Annotated in this window: 1 protein-coding gene; it reads right to left on the bottom strand. The window is 59.1% G+C overall.

Annotation, left to right across the window (positions count from 1 at the left end; genetic code table 11):
- Nucleotides 1-13 precede the first annotated feature (13 nt).
- Nucleotides 14-1,374 (bottom strand): IS3 family transposase gene (locus H1D44_RS20640; protein WP_238984614.1). Its coding sequence is split into 2 segments (ribosomal slippage): nucleotides 14-918 and nucleotides 918-1,374, totalling 1,362 coding nucleotides; the frame shifts between segments, so codons are not numbered across the junction.
- Between the last annotated feature and the right edge of the window lie 51 nt (nucleotides 1,375-1,425).

The raw sequence follows: 1,425 nt of genomic DNA, 5'->3' as shown, positions 1-1,425 counted from the left end.
TTGGACGGTTCATTCAGCCGGCGTCCAAGGCCTGAGTCCTGTACTGTACGGGGCTCAGGCCTTTTAGTTTCAGCCTGATGCGTTCGTGGTTGTAGTAATGGATGTACTGGTCGAGCCCTTGCTGCAGCTGCTCTATGGTGTCGAACCGGTTCAAGTGGAAATACTCGGCCTTCAGGGTACCGAAGAAGCTTTCCATGGCAGCATTGTCCAGGCAGTTTCCTTTCCGCGACATGCTGCGCAGTACCCGCTGCTCCGCCACCAGACGGCGATAGCTGGGGTGACGATAATGCCAGCCCTGGTCCGAATGGAGCAGCGGCCGATCCCCCGGGGTCAGCCTGCCAAAGGCTTTCTTCAGCATACCCTTCACCAGGTCGAACACCGGGCGCGGCCCTGTCTGGAAAGCAATGATCTCTCCGTTATACAGATCCATGACCGGCGACAAGTAGAGCTTCTGGCCATTGACCTTGAACTCGGTGATGTCCGTCACCCACCGCTGATGGGGGCGCTGAGCCTGAAACCGACGCTGCAACGTATTGGGAGCGGCGTAGCCTTCCGCCCCTCGGTAGGCACGATATCGCTTGGGACGAACCAGGGACTTCAAGCCCAGCTGGTGCATCAGCCGCTGGACTGTCTTGTGGTTGATCGTCTCTCCTGCCTGGCGCAGGACGGCGGTGATGCGCCGGTAGCCATAGCGCCCTTTATGGCGGTCGTAGATCGCCCGGATGCGCACCTTGAGAGCCGCATACCGATCGCCAGCGCCCAGGGCGTGGAGCTGGTAGTAAAACGTACTGCGTGGCAGCTCGGCCGCACGCAGCAGCAGAGCCAGCGAATGCTCATGCCTTAATCCTTGGACGGCTTGGGCTTTTTGCCCCGCGTCGCCGTCCCCTTCTCCCGGATCAAGGCATCGAGCTTTTTTAGGTAGGCATTCTCCGCCCGCAGATACGCCAACTCTTTGAGCAACTCGTCATGGGAGCGCTCTTTATCAGGCGGGGGTGGTGGAGTAGGCGGCTTTTTGGTCATCGGGCGGCGTCCATTGCGCTTCGGTGCTAACGCGGTCAGGCCCCCACTATGGTACTGGCGCTGCCATCTGCCAATAGCGCCATTGGCACGGATATCAAATAGGGCCTCGGTCTGACGGATCGATAAGCCGTCACGCCGCATCCTTTCCAGCACCTCGCGCTTGAATGCCGCACTGTAATGACGGCGTGTCTGACGCAATCCCGAAGGGCCGTGCTGTCGGTAATGCTCCAGCCATCGCCTGACCATGGAGTAGTCCAGGCCAAGCTGGTGGGCTAACTCCTCAATGCCGACATCCCCGCGTAGGCATTGCCTCACAACCTGTAACTTAAACTCGTCGCTGTACTTGTTCCTCATAGAAAAACCCCGAAGGTTGGATTGGGTGTCCAACTTTCGGGGTGCAGTTCA

Origin of the sequence: Billgrantia kenyensis, from assembly GCF_013697085.1 — a bacterium.
Classification (GTDB): domain Bacteria; phylum Pseudomonadota; class Gammaproteobacteria; order Pseudomonadales; family Halomonadaceae; genus Halomonas; species Halomonas kenyensis.
The sequence above is the reverse complement of the archived record's forward strand: the minus strand, read 5'-3'. Positions and strand labels throughout refer to the sequence as shown.